This is a genomic window from Achromobacter sp. 2789STDY5608615, assembly GCF_001298995.1.
GTDB classification, from domain to species: Bacteria; Pseudomonadota; Gammaproteobacteria; order Burkholderiales; family Burkholderiaceae_B; genus Achromobacter; species Achromobacter insuavis.
The window spans coordinates 16,319-19,598 of the sequence record NZ_CYTY01000028.1 but is presented as its reverse complement, the minus strand read 5'-3'; the positions used below and the strand labels follow the sequence as shown (position 1 = coordinate 19,598).

The following is a 3,280-nucleotide window of genomic DNA, read 5'->3' as shown; positions in this document are numbered from 1 at the left end:
GGCCAGAAGCAGCGCGTGGCGCTGGCGCGCGCGCTGATGCTCAAGCCGGAAATCCTGCTGCTGGACGAGCCGTTCTCGGCGCTGGACTCGCAACTGCGCGGCAAGATGCGCCAGGAATTGAACACGCTGCAACGCCAGCTGGACGTGCCGATGCTGTTGATCACCCACGATCCGGCCGACGTCGAGGCGCTGGCCGACGAGGTCTTCGAAGTTCGGGACGGCAAGGTGCGCCGCCGCGACGAGGACGTGGGCGTTTGAAGGCCAGGGCGGCGTTCAGATCTTGAATGCCGCAGCCGCTCGAGGGCGTATGCCGCGCCGGGCGGGCGCCTGGCCGCGGCGGGCCACGATCAGTCGAGCACGCCCAGGATCACGCTCGAGGCCTTGAACACGGCCACCGCTTCGGCGCCTTCGCCCAGTCCAAGGTCCTGCGCGCTTTCGTTGGTGACGATGGCCACCAGCGTGGTGCCGCCTTCCAGTCCGATCAGGATCTCGCTGTTGACCGCGCCGGTGCGCACCGCCGTGATGGTGCCGGGCAGCTGGTTGCGGGCCGACAGCCGCAGGCCGGGGCCGGGCGCGCCGACGATCACCGACGAGGCCTTGACCAGCGCCAGCGCTTCCTTGCCGGGCGCCAGTTCCAGTTCCTGGGTGCTTTCGCGGGTGATGGTGGCCGTGATGACCTGGCCGCCAGCGATGCGCAGCAGGATCTCGTCGTTGACGGCCCCGGTGCGGACTTCCATCACGGTGCCCATGAGTTTGTTGCGTGCGCTGGTTTTCAACATAAATCGCCTCATCAAGTCGATGTCGCCGCTGGCATCGAGGCCGGCGCGCGTCAGGTTGTCCATGAATTTGTGGTGCTCGGACTCGAGCGCCCGGAATGTCGCGATCAGGCCGCGCGCCCGGTCGGTCAGGCGCGTGCCGCCGCCGCCCTTGCCGCCGGCCGCGCGCAGCACCAGCGGTTCGCCCGCCAGGTTGTTCATGGCGTCGATGGCGTCCCAGGCGCCCTTGTAGCTCATGCCGACCGCGCGCGCGGCGGCCGTGATCGAGCCGGTGGCGTCGATCTGCGCCAGCAGGTCTATGCGGTTCTTGCCGCCCCAGTTCTGGGCGCCGGAACGAAACCAAATCGAGCCGTCGAGTTCCAACATCGGTATCAGGTGTGGTCAGGGTCTGGAAGTAACCCCGAGTGTAATGGAGCCCGCCCCGCCGCCGTTTGAGATATATCGGATGAGAATGAGATGCTGTTGAAACTTTATCCGCTTCGCGGCACTATGGACGCGCTCAGGGTGTGTTGATGTACGTAGGCACCAGGGGGCCGGCTCGCGGCCCCGCTTCTTGGAGATCGACATGAAAGCGCTGAAAATGCTGGCATCGGGTTCCATGGCGGCGCTGTTGGCGGCCTGCGCCTCCGGCCCCACCGTCAAGAGCGATTACGACCACCAGGCGGATTTCTCCCGCTACCGGACCTTCGGCTACATGTCGCCGCTGGGCACCGACAAGGCCGGCTACAGCACCTTGCTGACCGAGCGGCTCAAGGACGCCACCCGCGGCCAGATGGAAATGCGCGGCTATGTCTACAGCGCCGCCACCCCCGACCTGCTGGTCAATTTCAATGGCAAGCTGCAGCAAAAGACCCAGGTGACCGAGGCGCCGCCGCCGATGGGGCCGTATTACGGCTATCGCTCGGGCTTCTATGGCGGCTGGCCCGGCTACGGCTGGGGCGACACCGTCTATCAGTACACCGAGGGCACGCTCAACATCGATCTGGTCGATCCGCGCCGCAAGCAGCTGGTGTGGGAGGGCGTCGCGGTCGGCGAGGTGCGCAACCCCGAGATGGCGACCTCGGCCGAGAACGTCGACAAGGCCGTGGCGGAGATCTTCGCCAGGTATCCGTTCCGCGCCGGCGTCGCGGCGCCGCAATTGCCGGACAAGACCAAACCCTAGCTTTCGCAAGGAAACCCGCATGAGTACTCGCCGCAAGGCCGCTTCCCCCGACACCGGCGCGACGCCGGCCTATGACACCGTGGCGCTGGTGCTGCAGGGCGGCGGCGCCCTCGGCTCGTACCAGGCGGGGGTGTACCAGGGCCTGCACGAGGCCGGCATCCGCCCCAACTGGATCTCCGGCATCTCCATCGGCTCGATCAACGCGGCCATCATCGCCGGCTCCCGCGAGGACGAGCGCATCGAACGGCTGCGCGGTTTCTGGGAAAGCATCTGCCGGCCCGCGGGCTTCGCCTCGGTGCCCTGGGGCGACACGCTGGCGGGCATGTTCGAGGGCATCCCGTTCGGCTTCGGCTCGCCCGCCATGAACGGCCAGCTGTCGGCGTTCCAGGCGCTGTTCTCGGGGCAGCCGGGCTTTTTCAAGCCGCGCTTCCCGCCGCCGTACTGGGTGCACGGCAAGGGCGCGGCGTCCACCAGTTTCTACGACACCACGCCGCTGGCCGCGACCTTGCGCGAGTACGTGGATTTCGACCTGCTCAATTCCGGCGCGGTGCGCGCCAGTTTCGGCGTGGTCAACGTGCGCAGCGGCAATTTCGCCTATTTCGACAGTCTCAAGGACACCCTGCGGCCCGAGCACATCATGGCGTCCGGCGCCTTGCCGCCCGGCTTCCCGTCGGTGGAGATCGACGGCGAGCACTACTGGGATGGCGGCGTGGTGTCCAATACGCCGCTGGCGCAGGTGCTGACCAGCGAGACGATGCGCGACACGCTGGCCTTCCAGGTCGACCTGTGGCCGGCGCGTGGCGGGCTGCCGACCACGCTCGAGGAAGTGGCCGAGCGCCAGAAGGACATCCAGTACTCCAGCCGGACCCGCATGGTCACCGACCAGCTGCGGCGCGTGCTCAAGCTGCGCCATGGCCTGCAGCAGCTTCTGGAACGCCTGCCCGACAAGGAGCGCGCCGCGCCTGAACTGGCCGAGATCCGCCGCCTGGCCAAGACCCCGGCCACCAACATCATCAACCTGATCTACGAGTCCAAGCACCGCGAGCGCTTCTCCAAGGACTACGAGTTCGGCACCGAGGCCATGCGCGAGCACTGGGAGTCGGGCCTGGCCGACATCCGCCAGACGCTGGCCAAGCCGGGCATCCTGGCGCGCCCGACGCAGGACAGCTGCTTCGTGGCCCACGACATCCATCGCAATGGCAAGCACACGGCCTGAGCCGCCACGGGCCAGGCTGGGATCCGTCTGATTCCAAGGGAAACCCGCCGCACAATGGCGTCAGCAACGGTAGTCTTTCGGCAAGACTTGAAACCTTGTTCCGGGTCCGGGCCGCCGTCTTCCACG

The 3,280-nt window shown here is 67.3% G+C and carries 4 protein-coding genes; 3 read left to right on the top strand and 1 reads right to left on the bottom strand.

Translation table 11 applies throughout. The features are described from left to right. Nucleotides 1-258, top strand: a 258-nt coding sequence (locus tag AOZ49_RS21790; RefSeq protein ID WP_156355716.1) for an ATP-binding cassette domain-containing protein, incomplete at its 5' end; no start/stop codon positions are given. An 89-nt stretch (nt 259-347) separates the two neighbouring features. Here AOZ49_RS21790 and AOZ49_RS21785 read toward each other — a convergent pair. Then, nucleotides 348-1,142: a TOBE domain-containing protein gene (locus AOZ49_RS21785; RefSeq protein ID WP_054477725.1), complete on the bottom strand. Its 795-nt coding sequence runs from the start codon at nt 1,140-1,142 to the stop codon at nt 348-350. 199 nt (nt 1,143-1,341) lie between these two features. On the opposite strand from AOZ49_RS21785, the gene AOZ49_RS21780 reads away from it, so the two are divergent. Beyond that, nucleotides 1,342-1,938, top strand: a complete 597-nt coding sequence (locus AOZ49_RS21780) for a DUF4136 domain-containing protein (protein ID WP_082380538.1) — start codon at nt 1,342-1,344, stop codon at nt 1,936-1,938. A gap of 19 nt (nt 1,939-1,957) precedes the next feature. Further along, a complete protein-coding gene (locus tag AOZ49_RS21775; RefSeq protein ID WP_054431660.1) occupies nt 1,958-3,154 on the top strand; it encodes a DUF3734 domain-containing protein in 1,197 nt (398 codons plus the stop codon). The last annotated feature ends 126 nt before the right edge of the window (nt 3,155-3,280 follow it).

Excerpts from the sequence above, each read along its gene's own strand:
- AOZ49_RS21785 (WP_054477725.1), bottom strand. The coding sequence starts at position 1,142 with ATGTTGGAACTCGACGGCTCGATTTGGTTTCGTTCCGGCGCCCAGAAC.
- AOZ49_RS21780 (WP_082380538.1), top strand. The coding sequence starts at position 1,342 with ATGAAAGCGCTGAAAATGCTGGCATCGGGTTCCATGGCGGCGCTGTTG.
- AOZ49_RS21775 (WP_054431660.1), top strand. The coding sequence starts at position 1,958 with ATGAGTACTCGCCGCAAGGCCGCTTCCCCCGACACCGGCGCGACGCCG.